This is a genomic window from Pseudomonas profundi, assembly GCF_008638305.1.
Classification (GTDB): domain Bacteria; phylum Pseudomonadota; class Gammaproteobacteria; order Pseudomonadales; family Pseudomonadaceae; genus Halopseudomonas; species Halopseudomonas profundi.
Map to the genome: position 1 here is coordinate 182,534 of NZ_VTPZ01000007.1, position 23,376 is coordinate 205,909.

23 protein-coding genes and 1 pseudogene are annotated in these 23,376 nt (G+C 59.2%); 15 read left to right on the plus strand and 9 right to left on the minus strand.

Going from position 1 to position 23,376, the window contains the following annotated elements; genetic code table 11:
• The first annotated feature begins 107 nt into the window (after positions 1 to 107).
• From FZE95_RS11570 to FZE95_RS11590, 5 genes are all read left to right on the plus strand, one after another.
• On the plus strand, positions 108 to 1,448 hold the full coding sequence (locus FZE95_RS11570; protein ID WP_150301007.1) for a TRZ/ATZ family hydrolase: 1,341 nt from the start codon (positions 108 to 110) through the stop codon (positions 1,446 to 1,448).
• Complete coding sequence (gene ubiG / locus FZE95_RS11575) at positions 1,438 to 2,139, plus strand: bifunctional 2-polyprenyl-6-hydroxyphenol methylase/3-demethylubiquinol 3-O-methyltransferase UbiG (RefSeq protein WP_150301008.1); 702 nt, start codon at positions 1,438 to 1,440, stop codon at positions 2,137 to 2,139. The genes FZE95_RS11570 and ubiG overlap by 11 nt, the downstream gene beginning before the upstream one ends.
• Before the next feature lie 3 nt (positions 2,140 to 2,142).
• Positions 2,143 to 2,823, plus strand: a complete 681-nt coding sequence (locus tag FZE95_RS11580) for an HAD family hydrolase (protein WP_150301009.1) — start codon at positions 2,143 to 2,145, stop codon at positions 2,821 to 2,823.
• Positions 2,816 to 3,556 (plus strand): YciK family oxidoreductase, encoded by a 741-nt coding sequence (locus tag FZE95_RS11585; protein WP_150301010.1) that lies wholly within the window; start codon positions 2,816 to 2,818, stop codon positions 3,554 to 3,556. Before FZE95_RS11580 ends, FZE95_RS11585 begins: the two co-directional genes overlap by 8 nt.
• Positions 3,557 to 3,733: 177 nt before the next feature.
• On the plus strand, positions 3,734 to 4,663 hold the full coding sequence (locus FZE95_RS11590; protein ID WP_150301011.1) for a GGDEF domain-containing protein: 930 nt from the start codon (positions 3,734 to 3,736) through the stop codon (positions 4,661 to 4,663).
• 67 nt (positions 4,664 to 4,730) lie between these two features.
• On the opposite strand, the pseudogene rluB reads toward FZE95_RS11590, so the two are convergent.
• The 6 genes and pseudogenes from rluB to FZE95_RS11620 form a co-directional block, all read right to left on the minus strand.
• Positions 4,731 to 5,606, minus strand: a pseudogene (gene rluB / locus FZE95_RS11595) (23S rRNA pseudouridine(2605) synthase RluB); the annotation flags it as partial.
• 70 nt (positions 5,607 to 5,676) lie between these two features.
• Positions 5,677 to 6,435, minus strand: coding sequence for an SMC-Scp complex subunit ScpB (scpB, locus tag FZE95_RS11600; RefSeq protein WP_150301013.1), 759 nt, complete (start codon positions 6,433 to 6,435; stop codon positions 5,677 to 5,679).
• Complete coding sequence (locus FZE95_RS11605) at positions 6,416 to 7,243, minus strand: segregation and condensation protein A (protein ID WP_397387133.1); 828 nt, start codon at positions 7,241 to 7,243, stop codon at positions 6,416 to 6,418. Before FZE95_RS11605 ends, scpB begins: the two co-directional genes overlap by 20 nt.
• Before the next feature lie 58 nt (positions 7,244 to 7,301).
• Positions 7,302 to 8,519, minus strand: a complete 1,218-nt coding sequence (locus FZE95_RS11610) for a tryptophan--tRNA ligase (protein WP_178100972.1) — start codon at positions 8,517 to 8,519, stop codon at positions 7,302 to 7,304.
• A 96-nt stretch (positions 8,520 to 8,615) separates the two neighbouring features.
• Positions 8,616 to 9,254, minus strand: a complete 639-nt coding sequence (locus FZE95_RS11615; protein ID WP_150301015.1) for an L-threonylcarbamoyladenylate synthase — start codon at positions 9,252 to 9,254, stop codon at positions 8,616 to 8,618.
• A gap of 117 nt (positions 9,255 to 9,371) precedes the next feature.
• The gene (locus FZE95_RS11620) at positions 9,372 to 10,226 is read right to left on the minus strand and encodes a PHP domain-containing protein (protein ID WP_150301016.1); all 855 of its coding nucleotides are present in this window, start codon (positions 10,224 to 10,226) and stop codon (positions 9,372 to 9,374) included.
• Between the two features lie 107 nt (positions 10,227 to 10,333).
• Between FZE95_RS11620 and FZE95_RS11625 the strand changes: the two genes are divergently transcribed.
• The 5 genes from FZE95_RS11625 to FZE95_RS11645 all read left to right on the plus strand — a co-directional run bounded on the left by FZE95_RS11625 (position 10,334) and on the right by FZE95_RS11645 (position 13,557).
• Positions 10,334 to 10,636 carry a YciI family protein gene (locus FZE95_RS11625; protein ID WP_150301017.1) on the plus strand — a complete coding sequence of 101 codons (303 nt, stop codon included), beginning with the start codon at positions 10,334 to 10,336 and terminating at the stop codon, positions 10,634 to 10,636.
• A 13-nt stretch (positions 10,637 to 10,649) separates the two neighbouring features.
• Positions 10,650 to 11,072: a hypothetical protein gene (locus tag FZE95_RS11630; protein ID WP_150301018.1), complete on the plus strand. Its 423-nt coding sequence runs from the start codon at positions 10,650 to 10,652 to the stop codon at positions 11,070 to 11,072.
• Positions 11,060 to 11,749 carry a response regulator gene (locus FZE95_RS11635; RefSeq protein ID WP_397387131.1) on the plus strand — a complete coding sequence of 230 codons (690 nt, stop codon included), beginning with the start codon at positions 11,060 to 11,062 and terminating at the stop codon, positions 11,747 to 11,749. The genes FZE95_RS11630 and FZE95_RS11635 overlap by 13 nt, the downstream gene beginning before the upstream one ends.
• Before the next feature lie 148 nt (positions 11,750 to 11,897).
• Positions 11,898 to 12,236 carry a Spy/CpxP family protein refolding chaperone gene (locus FZE95_RS11640; protein ID WP_150301019.1) on the plus strand — a complete coding sequence of 113 codons (339 nt, stop codon included), beginning with the start codon at positions 11,898 to 11,900 and terminating at the stop codon, positions 12,234 to 12,236.
• A gap of 4 nt (positions 12,237 to 12,240) precedes the next feature.
• Positions 12,241 to 13,557, plus strand: coding sequence for a HAMP domain-containing sensor histidine kinase (locus tag FZE95_RS11645; protein WP_150301020.1), 1,317 nt, complete (start codon positions 12,241 to 12,243; stop codon positions 13,555 to 13,557).
• Here FZE95_RS11645 and FZE95_RS11650 read toward each other — a convergent pair.
• On the minus strand, positions 13,554 to 14,117 hold the full coding sequence (locus FZE95_RS11650; RefSeq protein WP_150301021.1) for a nitroreductase family protein: 564 nt from the start codon (positions 14,115 to 14,117) through the stop codon (positions 13,554 to 13,556). The genes FZE95_RS11645 and FZE95_RS11650 overlap by 4 nt on opposite strands.
• A gap of 71 nt (positions 14,118 to 14,188) precedes the next feature.
• On the minus strand, positions 14,189 to 15,214 hold the full coding sequence (locus FZE95_RS11655; protein WP_150301022.1) for an AraC family transcriptional regulator: 1,026 nt from the start codon (positions 15,212 to 15,214) through the stop codon (positions 14,189 to 14,191).
• A gap of 176 nt (positions 15,215 to 15,390) precedes the next feature.
• Between FZE95_RS11655 and FZE95_RS11660 the strand changes: the two genes are divergently transcribed.
• The 4 genes from FZE95_RS11660 to FZE95_RS11675 all read left to right on the plus strand — a co-directional run bounded on the left by FZE95_RS11660 (position 15,391) and on the right by FZE95_RS11675 (position 20,274).
• Positions 15,391 to 15,726, plus strand: coding sequence for an Mpo1-like protein (locus FZE95_RS11660; RefSeq protein WP_150301055.1), 336 nt, complete (start codon positions 15,391 to 15,393; stop codon positions 15,724 to 15,726).
• Between the two features lie 78 nt (positions 15,727 to 15,804).
• Positions 15,805 to 16,389 carry an HD domain-containing protein gene (locus tag FZE95_RS11665; protein WP_150301023.1) on the plus strand — a complete coding sequence of 195 codons (585 nt, stop codon included), beginning with the start codon at positions 15,805 to 15,807 and terminating at the stop codon, positions 16,387 to 16,389.
• 204 nt (positions 16,390 to 16,593) lie between these two features.
• Positions 16,594 to 17,973 (plus strand): adenylate/guanylate cyclase domain-containing protein, encoded by a 1,380-nt coding sequence (locus FZE95_RS11670; protein ID WP_150301024.1) that lies wholly within the window; start codon positions 16,594 to 16,596, stop codon positions 17,971 to 17,973.
• A 120-nt stretch (positions 17,974 to 18,093) separates the two neighbouring features.
• Positions 18,094 to 20,274 (plus strand): patatin-like phospholipase family protein, encoded by a 2,181-nt coding sequence (locus FZE95_RS11675; RefSeq protein WP_150301025.1) that lies wholly within the window; start codon positions 18,094 to 18,096, stop codon positions 20,272 to 20,274.
• A gap of 148 nt (positions 20,275 to 20,422) precedes the next feature.
• On the opposite strand, the gene recQ is transcribed toward FZE95_RS11675, so the two are convergent.
• A complete protein-coding gene (gene recQ, locus FZE95_RS11680; protein WP_150301026.1) occupies positions 20,423 to 22,558 on the minus strand; it encodes a DNA helicase RecQ in 2,136 nt (711 codons plus the stop codon).
• Positions 22,559 to 22,781: 223 nt separating this feature from the next.
• Here recQ and FZE95_RS11685 point away from each other — a divergent pair, with 223 nt between their 5' ends.
• Entirely contained in the window at positions 22,782 to 23,372 is a 591-nt protein-coding gene (locus tag FZE95_RS11685; protein WP_150301027.1) for a UPF0149 family protein, read from the plus strand.
• Positions 23,373 to 23,376 lie beyond the last annotated feature (4 nt).

Below are 23,376 nucleotides of genomic sequence, written 5' to 3' on the forward strand. Positions count from 1 at the left end.
CGCTACTAAAGGAGCAGTATACGCCCCTCCCGGGGCGATTAATTGTCGCTGCAAGCAATAAAAGCCAGAGGGTATACTGCCAGCCTATGATGCAAAGCGAACTGTTAATGACTTCACTGCCCGACGCGATCGACCTGCTGATCACGCCGCGCTGGATCGTGCCCGTGGTGCCCTCGGGCCTGGTGCTCGAAAACCACGCCATCGCCGTACATCAAGGCCGAATCGCCGGTATCGTCCCGGTCAGCGCGACGCTCGATCTGAAAGTCGCGGAGCGACGCGACCTGCCCGACCGCCTGCTGATACCCGGCTTGATCAATGCCCACGGCCACGCTGCGATGAGTCTGTTGCGCGGCATGGCCGACGATCTGCCGCTTATGGACTGGCTTAACGACCACATTTGGCCGGCCGAAGCCCAGTGGGTCAATGAAGCCTTCGTGCGCTGCGGCACTGAACTGGCCATAGCTGAAATGCTGCGCGGCGGGACGACCTGTTTTGTCGATATGTACTTCTATCCCGAGATCGCTGCCAGCGTGGCGCTCGAGTACGGAATCCGCGCGCAGGTGGCCTTTCCGGTCATCGACAATCCGATTCCCGGCGCGAAGAACAGCGATGAAGGTATAGCCAAGGGGCTGCGACTGCACGACGAGGTCAAACACAGCCAGTTGGTCAATGTTGCCTTCGGACCCCATGCACCCTACACCGTAGGCGACGCGACGCTGACCCGGATTCGCACCCTGGCCGACGAGCTGGATCTGCCGGTGCATATGCATATCCACGAATCCGCCGTGGAGATCGAAGACTCCGTGCGCCAGACCGGCTTGCGGCCACTGCAACGGCTGCACCAATTGAACCTGCTGACGCCCAGATTGCAGGCCGTACACATGACCCAGATCAGCGATGAGGATCTCGAGCTGATCAGGGACCTCGGCGTGAGCGTAATCCACTGCCCTGAATCCAATCTCAAGCTTGCCAGCGGCTTCAGCCCGGTGCAGCGCATGCTTGATGCCGGCATAAATGTAGCGCTCGGTACTGATGGTGCCGCCAGCAATAACGATCTGGATATGCTTGGTGAGATGCGCACTGCTTCACTGCTGGCCAAAGGGGTGTCAGGCCAACCGACGGCGATGGATGCCCATACCGCCCTGCGCATGGCGACACTGGGTGGCGCCCAGGCGCTATGCATGGGCGACGAAACCGGATCCCTGGAGCCTGGCAAAGCCGCAGACATGATTGCTGTCGACCTCTCGGGTCTCGACCAGCAACCCGTTCATAACCCATTGTCGCAGCTGCTTTATAGCTGCAACGCCAGCCATGTATCCGACGTCTGGGTGGCCGGCGCGGAGAAGGTCCGCGACGGCAAGCTACTAGGTATCGACCAGACCAGACTGCTTGCCGAAGCGCAGGAATGGGCACGCAAGATTCAACGAGGGAAACAAAATGACGCTTAACGTCGATCGGGCTGAAATCGCCAAATTCGAAGCCCTGGCCAGCCGCTGGTGGGACCGCAACAGCGAGTTCAAGCCGCTGCATGAGATCAACCCGCTTCGCACCAACTGGATCGACCAGAAGGTCGGGCTGGCTGGCAAGGAAGTACTGGATGTCGGTTGCGGCGGCGGGATTCTTGCCGAGGCAATGGCGCTGCGTGGGGCCAAGGTGACCGGGATAGATATGGGCGAAGCGCCCCTGGCCGTGGCCAGCCTGCACAAGCTCGAGTCCGGTGTCGAGGTTGATTACGAGCAATGCACGGCCGAACAGATGGCCGAACAGCATCCCGGTCGCTTCGACATCGTTACCTGCCTGGAGATGCTTGAGCACGTGCCGGATCCGTCTTCAGTGATCCGCGCCTGCGCCACGCTGGTCAAGCCGGGCGGGCACGTATTCTTCTCGACCATCAATCGCAACCCGAAGTCCTTCGCCTTCGCCATTGTCGGCGCCGAATATGTACTGCGCCTGTTGCCGCGTGGCACCCACGAGTTCGCCAAGTTTATTCGACCGGCCGAACTCGGGGCCTGGTCACGGCAAGCCGGACTGGACGTGCAGGACATTACCGGGCTGGGCTACAACCCCCTTTTCAAGACCTACAAGCTGGAACGCAGCGTAGATGTCAATTACATGATCCACACCCAGCGCGGAGCCTGATACATGCTCACCAGCGTTCTGTTCGACCTCGACGGCACCCTGCTCGATACCGCGGGGGACTTCATGTCGATCATCCAGGCCATGCGCGCGGACCGCAACCTGGCACCAGCCGATCCTGATCTGGTGCGCCCGACGGTATCCAACGGTTCGGTTGGCATGCTCTGCGCTGCATTCAACATACAGCCTGACGCACAGGGCTTTGATGATCTGCGCGAGGATTTTCTTCAGCGTTATCAACGCGACCTCGCGGTGTTCACGCGCCCCTTTCCCGGCATCGAGCCGCTGCTTGACTGGCTGGATGACGAAGGCTTGCCCTGGGGCGTGGTAACCAACAAGCTGAGCCGCTTCAGTATTCCTTTACTTGAAGCTCTGGAATTGTCGGATCGCTGTCAAAGCCTGGTTTGTCCTGATCAGGTGACGCGCAGCAAGCCGCATCCCGAGCCCTTGCTCAAAGCCTGTACGCAAATGGGCGTCAAACCCGAGCAATCGGTATTTGTCGGCGATCATTTGCGTGACATCCAGGCCGGCCGCGCCGCCGGAATGCCCACCGTTGCGGCGCTTTATGGTTATCTGCCAGTGGGCGACGACCCCGAGAACTGGCAGGCCACCCACAGTATTCATACCGCAGCAGACCTACGCCCATGGCTGGAACGGCTGCGCTCGCAGGAGACCTTTCATGTTTGATTACAACGCACCAGCCGGCCTGCTGAAGGACCGCGTCATTCTGGTCACCGGCGCTGGCGATGGCATCGGCCGTGCCTGTGCGCTGAGCTGCGCTGCCCATGGCGCCTCGGTGGTGCTGGTGGGCCGCACGCTGTCCAAACTGGAAGAGGTGTACGACGAGATTGAAGCAGCGGGTCACCCGCAGCCAGCCATCTGCCCGCTGAATCTGGAAACCGCGGTGGAAAAGGATTTCGATGACCTGGCTGATCAGCTGTTCGACACATTCGGCAAGCTCGACGGCCTGGTGCACAACGCCGGGCTTCTCGGCCCACGTACGCCACTGGATAGCGTCAAGACGGAGGCCTGGCTTCAGCTTATGCAGGTCAACGTCAACGCACCCTTCGTGCTGACCAAGGCAATGATGCCCTTGCTGCGCGCAGCGCTGGACGCCTCTGTTGTGTTTGTATCGTCCAGCGTCGGCCGCAAGGGCCGCGCCTACTGGGGGCCCTACGCAGTCAGCAAGTTTGCCCTGGAAGGCCTGATGCAGGTGTTTGCCGACGAGCAGGACGGCACCAGCACGATTCGCGCTAACAGCATCAATCCCGGCGCTACCCGGACGTCAATGCGCGCTGCGGCTTACCCTGGCGAAGCCCCGGAAAAGAACCCGGAACCTGCAGAGATCATGCCCGTGTTTCTCTATCTGCTTGGTCCCGACAGCAAAACCATCAATGGACAGGCACTGGACGCACAATAGTTACTATTCTGGCACGCTTGCGGCAAGATCCCGCGTCTGCCGTTCCGGGCGGCAAGAAGCTGCCGCCCGGCTTGCCGGAGCTCGCCACGACAGCCCTATCTATCTGATATATAACGATATATATTATTGGCACGATTCCTGCTGAAAACATCCTGACCAGCATATAAGGGATCTGTAATGTCGTCCACCCTGGGCAATACCATCGATTTCGATTCAGCGCGCCTGAAGCTCGGATTGCCGTCGGCCGTCCACCGAGTGGCTGCGCCACGCCCGCGGATCACTGACCTGCCTGCCCTGCAGCAACGGCTCGCCCAGATGCTACAGACCAGTCTCGAGCTCGATCGCGTCCTGAGCATGTTCTTCGCTCAACTAGCCGAACATATGGCACTGGATGAGCTGCGTTTCACTCACGCTGCTCACAATATTCTTCTGCAAAACGGCAAAGCCGCTACCCATCGTTGCAACTACCGGATCACCCACGCCGGTGAGTATCTTGGCGACATACAATTCAGCCGCTCGAAACGGTTCGACGACGCCGAACTGGCGCAGATCGAAAGCCTGATGGGCATCCTGCTCTACCCGCTGCGCAATGCCCTGCTGTATCACCAGGCCATGCAGCGTGCGCTCAGTGACAGCCTCACCGGCGCAGGCAATCGCTTTGCGCTCAGACATGCGATGGAACGTGAGATTCCGGCCGCAGCGGGTCATGGCCGACCGCTGGCCATGATCATCATGGACATCGACCACTTCAAGGCAATCAACGACCGCTACGGACATGCTGGCGGCGACCTGGCGTTGAAGGCTGTGGTCGAATGCATGCATGGCTGCCTGCGCTCGGTCGACAACCTGTTCCGGTTCGGCGGAGAGGAATTCCTGGTGATACTGGGCGACACCGACTGCAGCGCGGCAGCACAGGTAGCGGAGCGGATCCGGCTGGCCATTGAAGCGACGCACTTCGAGATCAAGGACGAGCCGCTGCGTATGACGATCAGCGCAGGGGTAGCGATGCTGCAGGAAAATGAAAGCGGCGAAGCATTGCTGGATCGCTGTGACAAGCTGATGTATCAGGCCAAGCAGAGCGGACGAAATTGCGTCATCTGCTGCTAAATACCACCAGTCGGATTGCCGGACGCGCTGGCGGTCCGGCGTATCGACATTAACTGCGCCCGTGCGGCACCTTGGTACGACGAATGGTCCGCGCCTGGTGCATTGACGGCTTGCGCGCCTGACGCTTCTGCTTTTCCTTCTCGCTGGTTTTCATTACCGGCAATGCAACCGGCTTGAGCCCGACCTCTTCGCTAAGCGTATCGATCTCGTTCTGTTTCATTTCGCGCCAGCGGCCAACGGGCAGCTCGGCACCGAGAAATACCGGCCCGAAGCGCACACGTTTGAGGCGGTTGACCCGCACACCCTGCGATTCCCAGAGACGACGCACTTCGCGGTTGCGCCCTTCCAGCAGGCAAACGTGGAACCAGCGGTTGATCCCTTCCCCACCGGACGAGACCACGTCAGTGAATTTGGCCGGTCCGTCGTCAAGCATGACGCCTTCCTTCAGCCGCTCGATCATATCCTCGTCGACTTCGCCCATGACCCTGACGGCATACTCGCGGTCCATCTGATAGGACGGATGCATCAACCGGTTGGCCAATTCGCCATCAGTGGTGAAGAGCAACAGGCCTGTCGTATTGATATCGAGGCGGCCGACGTTGACCCAACGGCCCTGCTTCAAGCGTGGCAGCTGTTCAAACACCGTAGGACGACCTTCCGGATCATCCCGGGTGCAGACCTCGCCTTCAGGCTTGTTATAAATCAGCACCCGGCGCGACACTTCGGTGGTCAGGTCACGGCGCAGCGGGCGACCGTCAACGCTGATCTGGTCGAGGCCATCTACCCGGCAACCCAGCGTAGCCGGCTGTCCATTGACGTTCACACGGCCAGCCTGTATCCAGCTTTCGGCTTCGCGGCGGGACGCCAGGCCCATACGGGCGAGTACTTTCTGGAGTTTTTCCCCGGAAACGGGGATAGAGGAATCGTCTGTCTTGTCTGTCATGAGGCACCTCCCGGTGTGTATCGAATAGGAAACAGAGAGCGGGAGAATAGCACCGCCAGGCCGTTACGCGCTAGCGCTCATCGGAATCAGGCGAGTCCTTATCACTACCATCAACTTTCAGGTCATTGAAGTCGGTTTTGATGTTCGATTCCATTGAATTGAGCTCGTCAAGCAAGGCGTGAAAGCCGGTTTCCCCGGCGGCACTATCCAGAGGGGCCAGCGGTTCGACTGGTAGCCATGGCATCTGTTCGTCCGAACCGGCCTCTGGCTCCTCGACATTCGATAACCCCGCTTCAACCTGATCCAGGTCGCGCAATTCTGCCAGGGCGGGCAACTCGCTCAGACTGGCCAGGTTGAAGTAATCCAGGAACTGTCGGGTTGTCGCGTACATTGCGGGCCGGCCGGGCACGTCGCGATGGCCAACGATACGCACCCATTCGCGCTCCATCAGCGTTTTTACGATCTGACTGCTCACCGCCACGCCGCGGATATCTTCAATTTCACCCCGGGTAATCGGCTGTCGATAGGCAATCAGCGATAGCGTCTCCAGTAGCGCCCGGGAATAGCGCTGCGGCCGCTCTTCCCAGAGACGACTCACCCAGGGCGAATAGACTTCGCGTACCTGCAAGCGCCAGCCACTTGCAACTTCCTTTAACTCAACGGCCCGCCCCAGATACTGCTCCTGCAGCCGCGCCAAGGCGTTCTGCAGCTGCCGGGTGCTTGGCCGCCCGGATTCTTCGAACAATTCGCGCATGCGATCCAGCGATAACGGCTTGCCGGCAGCCAGCATCGCTGCCTCAAGAATGTGCTCAAGCGGTGGTTGTTTCATCCTCACCTCGCGCCTTGACATGAATGGGCGCAAACGGCTCGGTCTGCACCAGCTCAATCAGCTGCTCTTTTACCAACTCCAGCACCGCCATGAAGGTTACGACTACGCCGAGCCGCCCTTCGCTCACGCTGAACAGACTAACGAAGGGCATGAACTGTCCGCTACGCAGCCGGTCAAGCACGTCGGCCATCCGTTCGCGGGTCGAGAGCAGTTCCCGGGTGACCTGATGGCTTTCGAACATGTCCGCTCGCCGCAATACGTCAGACAGCGAGAGCATCAGTTCCTGCAGGGTGATTTCCGGGTGCGCTCTGGCGGACTGATAAGTTGGCGCCTCGGCACTGGCCAGTGCGATATCGCGGCCAACCCGCGGCAGGCCATCGATCTTCTCCGCCGCCTGCTTGAAGCGCTCATATTCCTGCAGCCGCCGGATCAACTCGGCCCGCGGATCATGATCGTCCTCTTCCTCGTCCTTCTGCCGCGGTAACAACAGCCGCGACTTGATCTCGGCCAGCATGGCAGCCATGACCAGGTACTCAGCAGCAAGCTCCAGCCGTACCACTTTCATCAGCTCGACATAGCCCATGTACTGCCGTGTGATCTCTGCGACAGGAATGTCGAGGATGTCGATATTCTGTTTTCGGATCAGATAGAGCAGTAAATCAAGTGGCCCCTCGAAGGCCTCGAGAAACACCTCGAGCGCCTCGGGCGGGATATACAGATCCTGGGGTAGCTCGGTCAGCGCTTTACCGTAAACCGTGGCAAATGGCAGCTCATGCTGGGTGCCGGGCGCAAGCGATGCATCAGTCATCGCCGTTTCGAGGCGTTCCCCGGAGGACGATGGCTGCTTGCGCTCGGTCTCGCTCATGTTACTGCCGGTATTGCAGGCCCATGGCCTGACGCACTTCAGTGAGCGTATCGCGCGCAGCGTCCCGGGCCCGCTCGGTGCCTTCGCTGATAATCAGGCGAACCGCGTCGGGGTTGGATTCATACTCGTTGGCCCGCTGCTGCATCGGCGCAAGCTCGGCAGCGATGGCATCGATTACCGGTTGTTTGCACTCGAGGCAACCGATGCCTGCGCTGCGGCACCCCTTCTGAACCCAGTCACGCGTGGTGTCATCGCTGTAAACCTTATGAAACTGGTACAGCGGACAGATTTCGGGTTCGCCGGGATCGTTGCGTCGCACACGGGCCGGATCGGTCGGCATGCGGCGAACCTTCTCGGCGATTTCATCTGTTGTATCGCGCAGAGTGATGGTGTTGCCATAGGATTTGGACATCTTGTGTCCATCCAGCCCGGGCATTTTCGAATCCGGGGTCAGCAGCTCCTGGGGCTCGGGCAGTATGACCTTGCCGCCGCCTTCCAGATAACCGAACAGTCGCTCCTTGTCGCCAAGGGTGATGTTCTGCTGCTCCTTGAGCAGCGCACGCGCGGTTTCCAGCGCCTCGATATCGCCCTGCTCCTGATAAGCCCGGCGCAAATTCCCGTATAACCGGGCCGCCTTCTTGCCCATCTTGTGGACGGCTGCCTCGGCCTTCTCGGCAAAGCCCACTTCCTTGCCGTACAGGTGATTGAAACGCCGCGCGACCTCACGGGTAAACTCGACATGCGAAACCTGATCAGCCCCCACCGGTACCTGTCCGGCGCGGTAAATCAGAATATCGGCGCTTTGCAGCAAGGGATAACCCAGAAAACCATAGGTGGCCAGATCCAGATCGCGCAACCGTTCCTGTTGATCCTTATAGGTAGGAATGCGCTCCAGCCAACTGACGGGCGTGACCATCGAAAGCAGCAAATGCAATTCTGCATGCTCGGGCACCTGGGATTGGACAAACAGTGTCGCCGAGTTTCCGCTGACGCCTGCCGCCAGCCAGTCGATCATCATGTCCCAGATACTCTGCTCGATATCCCGCGGTGTTTCGTAATGAGTCGTCAGAGCATGCCAGTCAGCAGCAAAGAAAAAACATTCATACTCATGCTGAAGCTTGACCCAGTTCTTCAGTACACCGTGATAGTGGCCGAGGTGCAGACGGCCAGTGGGACGCATTCCAGACAACACGCGGCGCTGGGATTCAACAGAACTCAAAGGGAACTCCTGGTAGAGGATGGACTTTCATACATTCATGCAATGACGAAACAGGCAAAATTATACGCGTATTGCCACCGATTCGTGCCGCCCTGCTCATTCAAAACCACGACTGCCGCCGAAGGGTTCGGGGTCGCCGAGGCCCACCCGGCGGACTTCCACCTCACCATCAAGCAAGCCGACTACCGTGGTCGGTTCGATAGTACAGGCGCCACCATCAATGATCAGATCGACCTGTTTTCCGAGGCGATCGCGGATCATCTCCGGATCGGTTAACGGCAGGTTGTCGCCCGGCATCATCAGGGTCACGCTCATCAGTGGTTCGCCCAGCTCCTCGAGCAAGGCCAGCGTGATGCGATGATCCGGGATGCGCAGGCCGATGGTACGCCGCTTCGGATGCAGCAAGCGGCGCGGCACCTCGTTGGTGGCATTGAGGATGAAGGTATAAGGGCCCGGTGTATTGGCCTTCAACAGGCGAAATACGCCATTGTCGACCTTCGCATAAACGCCCAGCTCGGAGAGATCCCGGCAGACAAGTGTGAAATTGTGCTTGTCGTCCAGCTGGCGGAGCCGCCGGATACGCTCCAGCGCATCCTTGTCGCCAAGATGGCAACCTAACGCATAGGCAGAATCAGTGGGGTAGGCAATCACCCCGCCCTGACGAATGATTTCAGCCGCTTGGCGCACCAGCCTGACCTGCGGATTCTCGGGATGAATCTGGAAATACTGGCTCACGGTACCGTCCTGTCGATGTTCGGGAATTTCACCTGGATGCAGCAGTTGTTCAGGTTGCCTGTATAACGCTGCCCAGGATCCGGATTCAGCGGTCGCCCGGGTTGCTTTGCCTGTATTTTAGCGGCAAAACAACGGGTCAGCCCATACCGGCGTGCAATCGTCAGGCATCGCCGTCATCTTGCCGAGCGCCATCCACGGCGAATCCGGATGATGGAAGTCACTGCCACAACTGGCAAAGAAGCCGAACTCGATGCTGAGTTTGGCCAGGTAAGCGACCTGTTCCGGTGGCTGTTTGCCGTTGACAACTTCAATGCCCCGGCCGCCCGCCTCGGCAAAGTCGCGCAGCAGCCGCCGCAGGCGTGAGCGGGTGAAGCCGTATTGCCAGGGATGCGCCATGACGGCTACCCCGCCTGCGGCGCGCATGGGTTCAATCGCTTCGGCCAATTCCGGCCAGTGTTGCTTGATATCGCCCAGCTTGCCGGCCCCGAGCCACTTGCGGAAGGCTTCGGCGCGATCGCGCACATGCCCGGCACTGACCATCCAATCTGCAAAATGCGGCCGGGCCGGCGGGCTGTGCAACTCCGCACCAGCGCTGCGTTGCACCGCCAATGCGCCTTCCAGAGCGCCCGGCATATTCTTGCCAGCCAGACGCTGCGCGATTTGTTCGGCGCGGCGCCAGCGACCCTCCTGCACCTTGTCTATCGCTTCAACCAGCCCGGGAGCCTGCGGATCAAAGCCATAACCCAGAACGTGCAAGGTATGGCCCTGCCACTGCGCAGAAAGCTCTACACCGGATACCCATTGCATACCCAGCGACTCAGCGGTTGCCTGGGCGACCTGTTGGCCGTCGAGACAGTCGTGATCAGTCAGCGCTACCAGCTCGACGCCGGACGCCGCTGCCCGGCGCATTAATTCGGCGGGCTCAAGACTGCCATCAGAGGCAGTACTGTGCATGTGCAGGTCAGCTAGCAAATTGATCTCCAGTACAGAATAATTTGGCTATTATGCGTCCCGGACGCTGACAACGCCTAATGTAATGGCATAAGTTACCCGTCTTTGAAATCAAGCAGGGACCATTCATGTTCTACGCCATTATCGCCAGCGATTTTCCAGGGACGCTTGAGGCTCGCCTCACTGCGCGGCCCGCTCACCTGGAGCGGCTGCAGCAATTGCAGGCTGGCGGTCGGCTGCTGGTGGCCGGGCCACACCCGGCGATCGATTCGAACGACCCGGGTCCAGCGGGCTTCAGCGGGAGCCTGGTTATCGCGGAGTTCGAATCATTACAGGCTGCCGAAGCCTGGGCTCAGGACGATCCCTATGTCGCCGCAGGGGTCTATCAGCAGGTGATTGTGAAACCATTCAAACCCGTATTGCCGGCCTGACAAGGAGTCTGACATGCCGAGACCTTTACCGGCTGCGCTATTGCTGTGCTGCCTGAGTTTCCCCGCTTCAATTTTCGCACAGGAGGCAGCCGATATCGCGCAGGAGGCAGCCGAGGTCGACGAGAGCGAAATGGCGACCAGCGAGCAGGACCTGGGTGTATTGCAGGCCGAGCTGGCCCGCATTGAAGCCGAGCGTCAGCGCCTGGCCGATGAACTGGCATCCGGTGCACACCAGCAGCTGGCGCAATTGGAGCAGGAAAACCAGGCGTTGCGTGCAGAGCGAAACAATACCGACCTGCAAGCCGTCGCATTGATGGAAGAACAGCGCCAGAAATGGTTTTTGATCGGCGGGGCAACCGTCGCGGGCAGTCTTTTGCTCGGCTTCCTTGCAGGCAAGGCAGGCGGAGGCCGCAGACGCAGAGAGTGGTTGAATTGAGCGAGCACTCGATACTCATCATCGACGACGACAAGGAGCTGTGCGAATTGCTCGTCGACTGGTTGTCCGCCGAAGGCTTCCGGCTAAGCTGCGCACATGACGGGCCTGGCGGCCTTGAAATAGCGCGCAGCCAGGCCTTCGAAGCGATCATTCTGGACGTCATGCTTCCCGGCATGACCGGCCTGGAGGTGCTGCGCGCATTGCGCCAGAGCTGTAATACACCCTTGCTGATGCTCAGTGCACGTGGCGAGCCTGTCGATCGCATACTGGGGCTTGAACTGGGCGCTGATGATTATCTGCCCAAGCCGTGCGACCCACGGGAGCTGGTTGCGCGCTTGCGCGCCTTGTTGCGACGTAGCCAGACAGCTGCGCCGGAAAACCATAGCCTGCAGGTAGATGATATCCGCCTCGACACCGCCACGCTCATGGCCTGGCAGAACGATCAACCGTTACCGCTGACGCAGACAGAAGCGCTCATCCTGCGCACGCTACTCGAACGAGGTGGTCAGTTGATCGATCGCCAAACCCTTTCGCGCGAGACCCTCGGCAAACCACTCGGGCCCTATGACCGTAGCCTGGATATGCATATGAGCAATCTGCGCCGCAAGCTGGGGATGCACCCCGACGGGCGCCCCCGCATCCAGTCGATACGAGGTCGCGGTTATCTGTATAGCTGAACGCTGCAAGTGCCATATCGATTCGATGGCAAGCGAGGCCACAGTTTCTTTACACATCCTTTACCCACCTCAAGCTCTGACTGACAGGTTTTCTCCTACACTTGTTCTACCGGCCAACAGGCCATTCATCGAATCGGGAGATATACCCATGAAAAACTTACTGTTAGCCAGCGTTACCGCCATCACCATCGGCCTGTCGGGCTCAGTGTTTGCCGGCTCGGACAAGAACGGCGAGCACCAGGATCGATACATGGAGCGATTGAGTGAAAAGCTGGAACTGACCCCGGAGCAACAGGAGCAATTTCGCGAGATCAAGAAAGAGCAGATGGAAAAACATCGCGAAATTCACGAGGAATCCAAGGAGCGCATGGACGAAGTATTGAATGACGAACAGCGCCAGCGTTTCGAGGAGATTCACAAGGAAAACCGCGACAAGATGAAGAAAATGCACGGCGACAAAAAATCCAAAGAGTCGGAGAATAACTGAGTCAATGCGGCTGTTCTGGAAGGTCTTTGCGGTTCTCTGGCTCGCTACATTACTGGTCGGAGGCTCGGGGTTTCTGGTCAGCCGCGCACTGCAGCAGGACTGGCTCCTGCTGCAGTTTCACCCTCAACTTCGTGACTTTTCCGAACAACTGATCGATACCTACGAACACCAAGGTTCAGTTGCTGCGCAGCAATGGCTTGAGACGCAGCGTCAGAAGCACCGGCTACGCGCGCAGCTGTACAACGACCAGGGGCTCAGTCTGCTCCCTGGCACCCTGCCCTCTCTGCCGCGGTTCGAAACATCCCTGCCAGGGCAACAACCACCCGCCCGTTTTCGCCACGGCCGCATCTTTCAGCTGGCCTGGAATTCGAATAGTGCAGATTACCAGCTCACTCTGAATATACCGGCGCCGGAGTTATTTCGCTGGCAGCGCACCCCGTTCGCGCTGATTGCCAACATTACTCTGGCGATGGCCATGCTGGCACTCATCAGCCTCGCCCTCAGCCGGTATCTGACCGCGCCTCTGCAGCGCCTGGGCCAGGCGGCACAGCAGTTGGCAAAGGGGCGCTTCGATGCAAGCACGCTGGAACATATTGGACAGCGCCGTGACGAGATCGGTGATCTGGCACGGCGTTTTCAGACCATGGGCGACCGCGTACAGAGCCTGCTGGACAGCCAGCGTCAACTGATGCGCGATATTTCCCATGAGCTGCGCTCGCCGCTGGCGCGCATGCGTCTTGGTCTGGCCATTGGCAGCAAACAGGAACTGCGTCCGGATGATCCGCTGTGGCAACGGCTGGATAAGGAATGCACGCGCCTGGACCGGCTGATCGACGACATCCTCACGCTGAGTCGCCTCGATACGCAGGACTTGCCCGCCGAGCACTTTGATCTCGACCAGATGGTCCGTGACGTCGTGGAAGATGCGCGCTTTGCCGCACACGGCCAACAGACGCTGGAAATCGAAGGACACACCCATGCAACGTTGCGCGGCTGGCGTGAACAGCTGTCAGCAGCGCTGGATAACTTGCTGCGCAATGCGCTGCGTTTTTCACCCGCTGATGGCGTCATCCGGGTGCGCCTGGCGGCAACCGGAGACAGCTTTCGCATCAGCGTCCAGGATCAAGGGGCAGGCGTGCCCGAGGCATGGCTGGAGCAGCTGGGTGAGCCCTTCGTACGCCTTCCTGATCAGCCCGCCGACAGCGGCCACGGCCTGGGTCTGGCCATCGCCCGAAGAGCCGTTGCCCGGCATGCCGGAACGCTATCGTTCAGCAGCCAGGGCCACGGCTTCGAAGCTGTCATCCAGCTCGACAAGAGCTAGCTTTCCGGCCAGCTCTGGAAGAAATCGTCGATATCGAGATGGGGAACGTTCTTCCGCATCCCGGCGGGATAACCCACATACAGGAAAGCTGCGATCAGCTCATCGTCAGCCAGACCCAGCCCCTCACGCACGATGGGATCGTATGCCAGATCGCCCGTACGCCATACCGCCCCCAACCCCATCGCGTGCGCAGCGACCAACATGTTACCCACCGCGACACCGCAGGACATGTCCTGCTCGATCATCGGCACTTTCGGGTGCTCAAAATGGCGTCCTATGGCAATGATCATCAGCGGTGCACGCAAGGGCAGTCCCTGATAGCGTGCCAGGGTATCCGGCGAAAGATCCTGGGTCTGCGCCAGGGCTGCCCGGCCAAACAATTCACCCAGTCGCTCAAGCCCTTCGCCTTCGACTACAAGGAACCGCCAGGGCCGCAGGTAGGCATGATCCGGTGCGCGCAGGGCCGCCTTGAACAGGGCATCACGTTGAGCAGCGGTAGGCACCGGCCCGGTGAGCCGCGGTACCGATACTCGCTCATGCAATGCCTTTAACGCGTCCATCAATTCGTTACCTCGGTCTGGTTGTCGGTCGGCTAACCGACTCTGATTATTGAAGCGTTGGTACAGCGCGATCAGAATTCCTTCTCTTCCAGGTGGCGCGCCCGGTACTGCCCCGGCGGCATACCGAACCAGCGCTTGAACGCACGAAAGAAATTGCTCGGATCCGCGAAACCCAGCAGATAGGCAATCTCCAGCAAGGTCAGGTTCGGTTGCACCAGATATTGCTGGGCCAGTTCACGCCGCGTTTCGTCCAGCAGCTGTTGAAAACTGTGGCCCTCCTCCTGGAGCCGACGCTGCAAGGTGCGCGTGCTCATATGCAGTACGTTGGCCACCGCCTGACGCTTCGGTTCGCCCTGCGGCAATAACCGGCATAAAGCCTGGCGCGCCAGATGGCTCACCCGCGACTCGTCAAAGCGCGCCAGGTATTCGGTGGCCAGACGATCATGTATCCGCGCCAACTCTGGATTGGCCGTGGCCAGGGGCTGCTCGATCACATCGCGGGAAAAGCTCAGACTGTAAACGCCCGCATCGAACTCCAACGGACATGCGAACAGTTGCTGGTAAGCACTGACATCGGCCGGCTCGGGATAGGCAAAACACGCCTTCAACGGAACAATTTCCCGTCCGGTCATCCAGCGGCAGAACGCCAGCGCGTAGGCAAGCGCTGCGTCATGGCTCTGCGGTGATACCGGCAAGCGGTCGCCGTGAATGGACACCACCAGTGCGTAACTGTCAGGTCTGACCTGCAGAGCCAGAGCTGCCGCCTCGCCGAGAATGCGCTGGTAACGCACCAGCCTGCCAAAACCTTCAGCCAGCGTCCGGCTGGACATCAAGGCATACCCGACAACGTTGAAATGCGCCGGGCGAACCACCTTCGCCATGTTGAGCCCGATGGCCGGATTACCGGAGCGCGACACCGCCAGTTGCCACAACCGGGTCATCTGGTCCTGTGCAATGCGCGCATCGGGGTCGTCCAGCAGAGCGCTATCGAGCCCCAACTCGGCAAACAGGCTGCGCCCGTCTACTCCCCCCAATGCCAACGCATCGACGATGGCATGCGCCCAGCTTGAAGATGTGGTTCGCTCAACGGTCAGCATGTCACTCCTGATCAGACGGATCGAGGTAAACACCGGGTAGCGCAGTCATAATGAAAGGCGCGCGCTTGAATACCGGGCCAAGGGCAAAGCTTTGGCCCGAATGGCCATGTGGATGGGACACCCACCCCGTTAAACTGAAAGCTGGTTAGCCCATGAACACAACAAGAGGCATCACCATGCAACTGCCACACCCTGACCCCGCTGCAGAACACAAACGCTTCGATTCTTTCGCCGAGTTCTACCCGTTCTACCTCAGCGAGCATAGCAACGACACCAGCCGCCGCCTGCATTACATTGGCAGTCTACTGGTCCTGGCTGTTTTGATCTATGCGTTGGTCAGCGGTAGTTGGGGCCTGCTACTGCTCTTGCCGATCGCCGGATATGGCTTCGCCTGGGTGGGACATTTCTTTTTCGAGAAGAACAAGCCCGCCACCTTCCAGTATCCGCTCTACAGCTTCATGGGAGACTGGGTGATGCTCCGTGACGCCCTGACCGGACGCATCCGTTTCTGAGATTGTCCACAGCGCGACAGTCCGGTCAGCGCGTCTAGCCCTATGATCGGGAAAACCCAACCTGCGGAGAATCTCGAGATGGATCAACAACGCGCCTCATTTCGCGCCATGCAAGAGGGTACAGCTGAAGACTGGAATCTTATCTCCAGCCACTTCAGATCCTTCGCCCGGGAGCTACCGGACCGGATCATGACGCACCTGAAATTGCTGGATGGCGATTTTGGCGGGTTTCCGATCGACCGCCTTGAGCATTCCTTGCAAACTGCGACCCGCGCGCACCGTGACGGGCGCGATGAAGAATATGTGGTGTGCGCCTTGCTGCATGACATCGGCGACACGCTCGGCTCGTTCAATCATCCGGATATTGCTGCCGCGATACTCAAGCCATTCGTATCCGAGGAAAACCTCTGGATGGTCGAAAAACACGGCGTTTTCCAGGGGTATTACTTTTTCCACCATCTTGGGATGGACCGGCATCTGCGAGACCAGTTCAAGGATCACCCGCTCTACCAGCGCACTGCCGAATTCTGCGCACTGTACGACGCGACAGCGTTCGACCCTGATTATGAGAGCGAACCGCTGGAATTCTTCGAGCCCATGATGCAACGGGTTTTTGCTCGCCCCCGCCAGTCTGTCTACAAGACCGAGCGCGTAGCATCCTGAGCCCGCCGCCAGGCTGGCGGTCAATGCGCCGGCCTCAGCCATTCCCCGAAAACGTCTAAGGCTTTCAACCGAGACAGTTGCATATTATGATCCGCTTGGGATTCTCCCCGGGCTGATCAGCCGGGACATGGCCCGCGTTCTAGCGGACGCGTCTCGAAACAACGATCAGCCACGGCCGTCGTGATGGCCAAGGAACCGCTGACGATGAATATGCATAAGCGCCTGAAACCTGTCAGACCGCCTCTGGAAGGATACTATTCCAGAGTCATGGCGTACCTGTGCGTGGCCATTACCTTTATTGCGATAGCGGTTGAAGAAGGCGTCACCACACTCAACGTCTCGGTGGTTGTCTATGCGCTGCTCTTTCCCCATGTTGCGCAACTTGGGGTAGACCGGCTGCGGCGGATCGAGGGTTTGCGCAGCCGCCTCGCGCTGCTCGCTCTCGACGGTCTGCATACCGGCATATTCGTCACGCTATGCCAGTTCAACATCGTACCGAGTCTGGTATTCATCATGCTCTTGAGCCTCGCCAGCATCATCGTTGGTGGGCCTCTATACCTTATGGCGAGCTGGTTACTGGCGGTGGTCGGATTGCTGATTACGTCTGTCATTGCCTCGCCGCAGCCCGAATTGTACAGCGGAGCCCTGGTGAACTTCACCAGCCTGGCCAGCGGTGCGACCTTTACCGTCATCGTCGCTGCCTTCGTTTACCATCAGGGCCGCAAGCTGGAGCAGGCACAAAAAGTCATCAGCGCCGAGCAGGAGAAAACCAGCCTGCTGGCGAGTAACCTGTCCAAATATCTCTCGCCCCAGGTCTGGGAATCAATATTCGCTGGCAAGCAATCGGTCACGCTGGAAACCCGCCGCAAAAAGCTCACGGTGTTTTTTTCCGACATCCGTGGCTTTACCGAGCTGGCAGAGGAAATGGAGGCCGAGGCGCTGACCGACCTGTTGAATAATTACCTGAATGAAATGTCACGCATTGCGCTGCAGTACGGCGGCACCATCGATAAGTTCATCGGCGACTGCGTCATGGTGTTTTTTGGTGATCCCGCCACCCAGGGTGCCAAGCAGGATGCTGAAGCGGCAGTATCCATGGCAATCGCCATGCGTAAGCACATGAAAGTACTGCGACAACAATGGCGCAGCCAGGGCATTACCCGTCCGCTCGAAATCCGCATGGGCCTGAGCACCGGCTATTGCACTGTCGGTAACTTCGGTGCAGACAACCGCATGGACTACACCATTATCGGGCGCGAAGTGAATCTGGCGAGCCGTCTGGAAAATGCAGCCGAAGCCGGAGAAATCCTGATACCGCACGAGACCTGGGCGCTGGTCAAGGACCTGGTCATGTGCCGTGACAAGGGTCAGGTGATGGTCAAGGGGTTCTCCAAGCCAGTACAGGTGTATCAGGTTGTTGGTTTGCGCCGTGACCTGGGCGCAGCGCCCAGCTTTGTCGAGCATGAACTGCCCGGTTTTTCCATGTACCTGGACACCACCAATATCCGCAACTATGACAAGGACGAGGTGATCAAGGCACTCGAGCATGCGGCGCAGAAGCTCAAGGACAAGGTCATCGTCTGACCTGCCAACCGAAACGCTGAGACCGCCGTCAGAAATCCTGCATAAGCTCACGCGACCTTCGGCGGCTCGTATACAATACGCGGCGATCCAGCTTTATCGATTAGGCGCAGGCCCCATATCATGCTCAAACGCTTCACCCTTCTTCTACTGGTCGCGCTGACCCCACTGAGTCATGCCGAAGAACTGCGCACCGGCCTGGTGCTGTCTGGGGGCGGCGCCCGGGGCATGGCACACATCGGTGTGCTGAAGCAGCTGGAAGAGTTGAACATACCCATCCACGCGATAGCGGGCACCAGTCTCGGCGCCGTGATCGGCGGGCTGTATGCGGCAGGCTATAGTGCCGATGAGCTGGAAAAGATCGCACTGGAGACTGACTGGCAGAACGCTCTGAGCGACACGCCTTTGCGTCAGGATATCCCCTTCCGCCGCAAACAGGACGACCGCGATTTTCTGGTCAAGCAACGTCTGAGTTTCGATCGCGGGCGGCTGAGCTTTCCCCTCGGCTTTCTTCAGGGACAGAATCTGGGTCTGATCCTCGAAACGCTATTGGTACATACCAACGATATCGACGACTTCGATCGCCTGCCCATTCCCTTCCGTGCGGTCGCGACCGATATCGCAACAGGTGAAGCGGTCATCTTCGATGAGGGCCATCTGCCGCTCGCAATCCGCGCGAGCATTGCCATTCCCGGCTTTTTCGCTCCGGTAACCGTGGATGGCAGGCTGCTGGTTGATGGTGTGCTGTCGAAGAACGTGCCGGTGGATGTCGCCCGCGAGATGGGCGTCGATCGACTCATCGTGGTGGATATCGGTACTCCGCTGCGCTCGACGGATGAGCTGGAAACCATCATTGATATCATGGATCAGACCACGACCCTGCTCACTCGCCGCAACACCGAAGAGCAGCTCGCGACCTTGGGACCGCAGGATCTACTGCTACAGCCGGAGCTGGGCGATATCGGCTTCAGCAGCTTTGCAGAAGTGGCGGATGCGATCGCCGCAGGTGAACGCAGTCTGCCTGAAACCAGCGAGGTATTGGCATTTTCCGCTCCGGCTTCCGAGACCCGACCAGGCGGAAACATGGCCACGGTCCGGCCGCAACGCAGACCGGTTATCGACGAGATCAAGGTCATAAACAGCGGAATAGTGGCGGATCAGGTCGTGCGCAACATGATCCGTCAGGAGATTGGCCAGCCATTGAACCTTGAGCGCCTGGAAAAGGACATGGGCACTATCTATGGCACCGACTACTTCAGCCGGGTCAATTACGAGGTGGTACACGGCGACACCAGCAATACGCTGCTGATACGTACCAGTGGGCGCCAGACCGGGACGGACTACCTGCGTCTGGGGCTGAATCTGGAAGACGATTTCCGCGGCGGAAGCCAATTCAATATCGGCGCGAGCTTTCGGGTAAACGGGGTGAATCCGCTAGGTGCAGAATGGCTGACCCGGCTACAAGTGGGCGAACGCCAACTGGTTTACAGCGAGTTTTACCAACCACTGGATTACGGTTCGCGCTATTTCGTCGCGCCCTTTATCGATGCCGAATCGCGCAATATCGAAGTGCTCTCCGATGGCGATCCGGTGGTCGATTACCGTCAGGTGCGTTATGGCGCAGGATTGAACATCGGCAGGCAAATTTCCACCCACGGCGAGGTGCGCTTCGGAATTTCCCGTTATGAAGGCGAAGCCAAGGTACGGGTGGGTGACCCGGAGCTGCGGTCATTCAGCTTCACCGAAGGGTTCTACACGCTGCAGCTTGATCGCGACACGCTGGATAACGTGAACTTCCCCCGCTCCGGCGATGAGGGCCGGCTTATCTGGCGCCAATCTGAGCCGAACCTGGGTGCCGATTCGCGCTATCAGCAGTTGGAGTTTCGCTATAACAAGGCTTTTGCGAGCGGACCGAACAGTTTTCAACTGGGAGGCTTTCTGGGGCGCACCGACAGCAACGTCGATATCGCCCAAAGCAGTTTCCTGCTCGGCGGCCCCGGCATGTTCTCAGGCTATCGTCAAAGCGGTGTGGCCGGACAGAACTACAACCTGGCACGGCTTGTGTACTACCGTCGCCTCAATCCCACCACCTTCCTTCCAGTAAACATGCCGATCTACCTCGGTGGCAGTTTCGAGTACGGCCGGATCTATAACAAGGACGACGATGGTCTGGATACTGGCTACATAGGGGCCGGCAGCCTGTTGCTGGGGCTGGATACCTTCCTTGGACCGCTGTTCTTCGGCATCGGATCCAATCAGGAAGGCGAGAGTGCTTTGTACATGCGTCTGGGTCAGACCTTTTAGGAACCTCTGAATAACTACTACGCTCGGCCATGCTGCGTTGAAATCCTCCTCAAGATGCTCATTTACAACACGTAAACTCCGCTCTTTCGTCGGATTTCGCCTTGCCTGACCTTCGCTCGCTACGTTCTTCAGAGAACGTAGCTTTTTTCTAGCCTGCAATCTCCAGCATCAGCGCTGCGCGGATGCAGTGCAGAATGCCCTCGTCCACCGGCTCGTCCAGCTGCTTGGCCAGCGTCCGCACACCCGGCAAGTCTTCTTCGGCTTCGTTGAGAAATGCATCCTGGATACGCTGCAGCTGCATCGGTGGCAAATCAATCGCGTGATGCAGCTCTATCTGGCCGGTGCTGATTGCCTGCGCCAGCTGCATGTACACCTGTTTCACCGGCTGCCCGAGCTGCTGCGCAATCTGCTCCGCGCCCATGCCTGCCAATGCCAGCGTCTGCGCTTCCTGCGCCTTGTTGAGCGCATTCTGCGCCTCAGGTGTCTTGTCCGTATCGTCCAGCATGACCTGCAGGAAGTCCGCGCCGTAACGCTCCAGCTTGTGGGAGCCGATGCCGCTGACCAGCCCCATGTCCTGCAGCGAGGCCGGGCGCTGGCGCAGCATATCCACCAGCGTCGAGTCCGGGAAGATCACGTAGGGCGGTACACCGTGAGATTCGGCCAGACGTTTGCGCAAGGCTCGCAATTGCTCCCACAGCGGCTTGTCCGCCTCGGCGATTACCGGCTTGTCGGCATATCGGCCAGGGGACGGCGTCGCGCGGGCTACATCCTTGCGCAGCGCCAGCGTTTCCTCACCGCGTAGCAGCGGCCGGCAGGCATCGGTTAAACGCAGGCTGCCGAAGCCATCCAGATCGATCTCCGCCAGCCCGCGTGCGAGCAGCTGTCGAAATACCGAGCGCCACTCCTGCTCGGCCAGATGCTTGCCAATGCCGTAGGTCGACAGATGCTGATGACCGGCGGTGCGAATCTTCTCGTTATCGCGGCCAAGCAGAATATCCACCAGATGACCCACGCCATACCGCTGGCCGCTACGATAGATGGTCGACAGGGCCATGCGCGCGGCTTCACTGCCGTCCCAGGTAGCCACCTCGTCAACACAGTTGTCGCAGTGACCGCAGGGCTGCTCAAGCTGATCGCCGAAGTAACTCAACAGCGATTTGCGCCGGCAGCTAGTGAGTTCACAGAGTGCCAGCATTGCGTCCAGCTTGTGGCGCTCGATGCGTTTGTGACGTGCGTCGCCATCGGAATTGGCCAGAAACTGATTCAGGGTCAGCACGTCCTGCAGCCCATAGGCCATCCAGGCGTCCGCTGCCAGGCCGTCGCGCCCTGCCCGACCGGTTTCCTGATAATAGGCCTCAATGCTTTTGGGCAGATCCATGTGCGCCACGAAGCGCACATTGGATTTGTCGATGCCCATACCAAAGGCAATGGTCGCGACCATGATCAGCCCCTCCTCGTTGAGGAAGCGCTTCTGATTGAAGGCACGCAACTCCGCTGACAGCCCGGCGTGATAAGGCAGCGCGGGCCAGCCTTGCTCGCTGAGCCAGTGCGCCGTGTCCTCGACCTTTTTGCGCGACAGGCAATAGACGATGCCGGCATTGCCGCGATGGCCGGAGAGAAAGCTCTGCAACTGCTGGCGGGGCTTATCCTTGGCGACAATGCGATAGAAGATGTTCGGTCGATCGAATCCGGAAACGAAGCAGGCGGCCTGTTCAAGCTTCAGTCTTTGCTGGATCTCCTGCCGGGTGCGCTCATCTGCGGTCGCAGTAAGCGCTATGCGCGGCACGTCGGGAAAGAGTTCAGCCAGTTGCCCGAGCTGCAGATATTCCGGCCGGAAGTCGTGCCCCCATTGCGATACGCAGTGCGCTTCATCGATGGCAAACAGCGCGATATCGAGGCTTTGCAGGAAATTGAGCGTGCGCGGCTTGAGCAGGCGCTCGGGCGCCAGATATAGATAATCCATCTCGCCCCGCCGCAGGCTGTTGGCGATATCGCGCTGGGCCTGCTCATCGAGTGTCGAGTTCAGCGCAGCCGCTTTCAGCCCCAGTTCATTGAGCGTGGCGACCTGATCATCCATCAAGGCAATCAAAGGTGACACCACCACTGTCAGTCCGGCCCGCAACATACCCGGGACCTGGTAGCAAAGCGACTTGCCGCCACCGGTGGGCATCAGGACCAGCGCGTCCCCGCCGCGTGCTACCTGCTCGATGATATCCGCCTGCTGTCCACGAAATTCCGCGTAACCGAAAACTTCCTGCAGCCGCTCCAACGCTTGCTCGCGCATGTCTCTCCCAAGGTCTGTTGCTGCGACCTTTGTGTTTTTGACAGAACGACAAACCTTCGCGGCCCGTCGGCCCCGGATTATATCAGGCCATTGCGCGCTCTATTGCCTACAATCGGATAGAGTCCAGGGGGCTTCGAAATACGTAGCCCGCACGGCAGCTAATCCGTTGGTATTAAGCGGTAGCATGAGTACAATGCCAGCACTATTAATGATGAGGTGTCCCATGTCCTTCGCTGATCAACTCGACCGCCTGCAGCAGTTTCTGGATGCGGATGATCTTCATGACGAAGCGCTCGATTACCAGGCCGGGCATGGCTTCCTGACTGCCCTGTGTATCAGCCCCGTCGAGGTGTCCGAGGAAGAATGGATTTCCGAGCTTTTTTCCGAAGAGCCCAATTACACAGACGACGCCCAGAAACAGGATATTGAAGGTACTCTGCGCGCGCTCAAGGCTCACATCAGCCGGGAACTGGCCAGCGACGAAGATTTGGAGCCACCCTGTGAGTTATCGCTGGGTGATGAGCCGGATTATTCGGATTTGCGCAGCTGGTGCGTCGGCTTTCTTGAAGGCGTGTTCCTGCGTGAAGAAGACTGGTTCGACCAGGAAGAGGAAATCGTCAGCGAGCTGTTGTTGCCGATCATGGTCGGCTCGGGTCTGTTTGATGACCAGCCGGAATTCGCCGAGATCGCCAGCGACCAGGACATGGTTGAAGACATGATGGAGCACATTCCAGAGGTGCTTACTCAACTGTTCCTGTTGTTCCACGCACCCGAAGACAAGCCCAAACCCGCCCTGCTCGCACCGCGGCACTGATCGC

What these genes read in the sequence shown, in the direction of transcription:
- recQ (WP_150301026.1), bottom strand. Translation starts at nt 22,558, where the DNA reads ATGCGCGAGCAAGCGTTGGAGCGGCTGCAGGAAGTTTTCGGTTACGCG.
- FZE95_RS11640 (WP_150301019.1), top strand. Translation starts at nt 11,898, where the DNA reads ATGAAAAACTTACTGTTAGCCAGCGTTACCGCCATCACCATCGGCCTG.
- FZE95_RS11570 (WP_150301007.1), top strand. Translation starts at nt 108, where the DNA reads ATGACTTCACTGCCCGACGCGATCGACCTGCTGATCACGCCGCGCTGG.
- FZE95_RS11645 (WP_150301020.1), top strand. Translation starts at nt 12,241, where the DNA reads ATGCGGCTGTTCTGGAAGGTCTTTGCGGTTCTCTGGCTCGCTACATTA.
- FZE95_RS11670 (WP_150301024.1), top strand. Translation starts at nt 16,594, where the DNA reads ATGAATATGCATAAGCGCCTGAAACCTGTCAGACCGCCTCTGGAAGGA.
- ubiG (WP_150301008.1), top strand. Translation starts at nt 1,438, where the DNA reads ATGACGCTTAACGTCGATCGGGCTGAAATCGCCAAATTCGAAGCCCTG.
- FZE95_RS11590 (WP_150301011.1), top strand. Translation starts at nt 3,734, where the DNA reads ATGTCGTCCACCCTGGGCAATACCATCGATTTCGATTCAGCGCGCCTG.
- scpB (WP_150301013.1), bottom strand. Translation starts at nt 6,435, where the DNA reads ATGAAACAACCACCGCTTGAGCACATTCTTGAGGCAGCGATGCTGGCT.
- FZE95_RS11585 (WP_150301010.1), top strand. Translation starts at nt 2,816, where the DNA reads ATGTTTGATTACAACGCACCAGCCGGCCTGCTGAAGGACCGCGTCATT.
- FZE95_RS11685 (WP_150301027.1), top strand. Translation starts at nt 22,782, where the DNA reads ATGTCCTTCGCTGATCAACTCGACCGCCTGCAGCAGTTTCTGGATGCG.
- FZE95_RS11665 (WP_150301023.1), top strand. Translation starts at nt 15,805, where the DNA reads ATGGATCAACAACGCGCCTCATTTCGCGCCATGCAAGAGGGTACAGCT.
- FZE95_RS11605 (WP_397387133.1), bottom strand. Translation starts at nt 7,243, where the DNA reads ATGACTGATGCATCGCTTGCGCCCGGCACCCAGCATGAGCTGCCATTT.
- FZE95_RS11660 (WP_150301055.1), top strand. Translation starts at nt 15,391, where the DNA reads ATGCAACTGCCACACCCTGACCCCGCTGCAGAACACAAACGCTTCGAT.
- FZE95_RS11675 (WP_150301025.1), top strand. Translation starts at nt 18,094, where the DNA reads ATGCTCAAACGCTTCACCCTTCTTCTACTGGTCGCGCTGACCCCACTG.
- FZE95_RS11580 (WP_150301009.1), top strand. Translation starts at nt 2,143, where the DNA reads ATGCTCACCAGCGTTCTGTTCGACCTCGACGGCACCCTGCTCGATACC.
- FZE95_RS11630 (WP_150301018.1), top strand. Translation starts at nt 10,650, where the DNA reads ATGCCGAGACCTTTACCGGCTGCGCTATTGCTGTGCTGCCTGAGTTTC.
- FZE95_RS11650 (WP_150301021.1), bottom strand. Translation starts at nt 14,117, where the DNA reads ATGGACGCGTTAAAGGCATTGCATGAGCGAGTATCGGTACCGCGGCTC.
- FZE95_RS11625 (WP_150301017.1), top strand. Translation starts at nt 10,334, where the DNA reads ATGTTCTACGCCATTATCGCCAGCGATTTTCCAGGGACGCTTGAGGCT.
- FZE95_RS11655 (WP_150301022.1), bottom strand. Translation starts at nt 15,214, where the DNA reads ATGCTGACCGTTGAGCGAACCACATCTTCAAGCTGGGCGCATGCCATC.